Origin of the sequence: Gordonia sp. 852002-10350_SCH5691597, from assembly GCF_001665715.1 — a bacterium.
Lineage (GTDB): Bacteria > Actinomycetota > Actinomycetes > Mycobacteriales > Mycobacteriaceae > Gordonia > Gordonia sputi.
In genome coordinates this window covers 1-3,020 of record NZ_LZMO01000009.1, presented here as the reverse complement: position 1 = coordinate 3,020, position 3,020 = coordinate 1, and the positions used below count along the sequence as shown (strand labels likewise).

The window sequence follows — 3,020 nt, the reverse complement described above, 5'->3', positions numbered from 1 at the left end:
GACCGCGCGCCCGACTCTTCCCCAGATTCCAGCGCGACCGCGCGACTCTTCCCCTGGTTTCTGCACGACGCCCCGGACAGCCCGCCAGGCTGCCCGACCGCGCGCCCTGGCAATCCAGTCGATCTAGACGAGGGGGTCATCGGATTCGACTGGGCGGGGGTGGTCTATTCAATCCGGCAGGCTGTTCATGAACGGACAGCCCGCCAGGTTGCGCAGCGCGCGCGACAACTCGCTGACGTCGCTCACCGGATGGGGGAATGGGAGTCGGACGTCGGAGTCGCCGGCCGAACCCTCGACGCGGAAACGCAGTCCGAAGCGGTCGATGCCGAGTGGCCGCACCCGGCCCTGCCGCAGGTGACGCGGAAGTCGACGTGCGAGTTGTCCGACGATGTCGGCGTGCGCGGCGTCGAGGTGGCTGATCCAATCGTTCTCGTACTCCCAGAACGGGTCCGGCTGAGCGCGAGCGAGTTCGTCTGCGGCGACCGACGCCGCACCCGCGCCGCATGCGACGACGGCGGTCTCGATCTGCAGTCGCATCATCGACCGCCCGTGACCGATGTCGAGGAGTCCTTCGTCGGGGTGCTCGGTGGCGATCTCGACGGCGAGGTCGCGTTCGAGATTGGCAGGGACGTGGTGCAGGCGTCCGTTGAGCCAGATCAGGGAGCGGACCCGTTCGCGCAGGTCAATAGGTGCGCAATCGGTGACCTCGACCATCGCGGGCAAGCCGTCGGGACTCTCGACGGTCGCACGCATCGCCGGTCCCCCGGTGGGGACCAGGATGAACGCCTGCGTGTCGAAGAGGTGGACCAGGTCGACCTGGGTCGGGGTGGCGAGGTCGGCCTCGTGGCTGTGCAGTGCACTCTGCGACGGCTCGACGGGTGATTCGACGGCCAGCATCGCGCTTCCCGCCCTTCGACATGCGGTGGCGATGACCTCGGCGTCCGTCGGTCTGTCGGTGACGGCTCGTGTCATGCGGTACTCACTCCCGGTCGGCTGATGTGCTGTCCAGCTCATAATAGGTAACCCTAACCTAAAGTCGCTTCGGGTGATCCGTCAATGGTTGCAATCGCGTGGAATCTGACGAGGGGGCTGCCGCTTTCGGTGCAGCGCTCGGCGTCGAGCGGGCGCTTCTTCGACGTTTCGTCGACGGTCGACGGTTTGTCTGCGCAGGTCAGGGAGATGTTCACTTTGTGTCGACTAAGCTCGGGTCGTGTCAGTGTTCGCGTACTTCGGTCCGGCAGGGACCTTCACCGAGATGGCGTTGGACAAGATCCTCGCGACCGAAACGGGCGCCGCAGGGGTTCCGCGCCGCGACGACAGTGACGAGGTGTCCAAGGTGGCGGCGCCCAGTCCGGCCGCCGCGATCGCGATGGTCCGCGCCGGAGACGCCGACTTCGCGTGCGTCCCCATCGAGAGTTCGCTCGAGGGATCGGTACCGGCGACGATGGACGCGCTCGTCCCCGACGGTTCCAAGCGTGTGCAGGTCGTCGCCGAAACCGTGCTCGACGTCGCATTCGCCATCGCCGCTCCCACGGCCATCGATGCGTCGCAGGTGAAACGGATCGCCGCGTACCCCGTCGCGTCGGCTCAGGTCCGATCCTCCGTCGAAAAGCTCTATCCGGGAGCCGAATTCGTCATCGCGTCATCGAATGCCGGTGCGGCACAAGATGTTGCCGCCGGTAAGGTCGACGCCGCGGTGACCACGCGCCTGGCAGCAGAACTGTCGGAGCTGACCGTGATCGCCGACGACGTGTCGGATGCTGTCGACGCCACGACGCGATTCCTCCTCGTCGGCAGACCGGTGTCGCCTCCGCCGCCGACCGGCACCGACCGCACCGCCGTGATCCTCGAACTACCGAACCAGCCCGGCAGCCTCATGTCGGCGATGAATCAATTCGCTTCGCGTGGAATCGATCTCACTCGAATTGAATCTCGACCTCGGCGCGACCCGGATACCGGCGAATCCAATCCCGGGCAGTACCGATTCTTTCTCGACGCCGTCGGGCATATCGACGACGACGCGGTGGCCGAAGCGCTCCAAGCGCTCTACCGCGAGGCCGAACACATCGTGTATCTCGGTTCGTGGACGGCGCGTGGGGTGATCGGCTCGCCGCCACCGGACCATCGGCCGGGCAAGGAGTGGGTTTCGGCGATGCGTCGAGGAGTGGGAGATGGTGACGACGTCAAGGATGGTGATGACTGATGGCCCGTCTGTATCTGGTCCGCCACGGCGAGACGACGTCGAACGTGATGCGTCGACTCGACACCGCACTACCGGGCGCCTCGCTCACCGATTTCGGTGTGCGACAAGCGGTTCGGTACGGCCTGGAGAATCCGATCACGCGCACCGACGAGGCCGACACCCCGGTGCTCCTGAGTTCGCAGGCGACCCGCGCCCAGCAGACCGCTGAGGTCATCGCGTCGGTCTGGGGCGCCGACGCCGATATCGTGCCGGGGGTGCACGAGGTGCAGGCCGGCGAACTCGAGGACCGCACCGACGACGAGGCTCACGGCGTCTTCCGCGAAATCATCGACCGTTGGTACTCCGGCGACCCCGACGCTCCGATCCCCGGCGGCGAATCGCTCACGATGGTGTTCGAGCGGTATCTGCCCGCCGTCACCGATCTCGCGCAGCGTTATCTCAGCGGACCCGACGCCCGCGACGTCTACCTTGTCAGCCACGGCGCGGCGATCAGGCTCGTCGCTGCACACCTCGCGGGAATCGACGGAAGGTTCGCGGCCGCAACACATTTGCCCAACACCGGCTCCGTCGAGTTGGAATACACCGACGGCCTGTGGGTCCCGCACCGCTGGGGCGCCACCCGCGCCCCGTTCGAACTCGTCGACGAGCCACTCGTCGCCGACCCGATGGGGTAGGGGGCCGCCGTCCCGGCGTGCGAGGCGGGCGTCGCGCGGGGCCGGGCCGGGCCGTGCCGCTGCGCAGAAAGTGGGGGAAGGTTTGTGCCGCTGTCGGGTTGGGCCCCGCGGGGTGCGGCGCCGACGTGCAGAAAGTAGGGGAA

At 67.2% G+C, this 3,020-nt stretch carries 3 protein-coding genes; 2 read left to right on the top strand and 1 reads right to left on the bottom strand.

The window, feature by feature from the left end; all coding sequences use genetic code 11:
• Positions 1-168 precede the first annotated feature (168 nt).
• Complete coding sequence (locus tag A5777_RS00580; protein WP_064861273.1) at positions 169-972, bottom strand: DUF2470 domain-containing protein; 804 nt, start codon at positions 970-972, stop codon at positions 169-171.
• A 238-nt stretch (positions 973-1,210) separates the two neighbouring features.
• Here A5777_RS00580 and pheA point away from each other — a divergent pair, with 238 nt between their 5' ends.
• Both pheA and A5777_RS00570 read left to right on the top strand, forming a co-directional pair.
• Positions 1,211-2,203, top strand: a complete 993-nt coding sequence (pheA, locus tag A5777_RS00575) for a prephenate dehydratase (RefSeq protein ID WP_064861272.1) — start codon at positions 1,211-1,213, stop codon at positions 2,201-2,203.
• The gene (locus A5777_RS00570; RefSeq protein WP_064861271.1) at positions 2,203-2,877 is read left to right on the top strand and encodes a histidine phosphatase family protein; all 675 of its coding nucleotides are present in this window, start codon (positions 2,203-2,205) and stop codon (positions 2,875-2,877) included. Before pheA ends, A5777_RS00570 begins: the two co-directional genes overlap by 1 nt.
• Positions 2,878-3,020 lie beyond the last annotated feature (143 nt).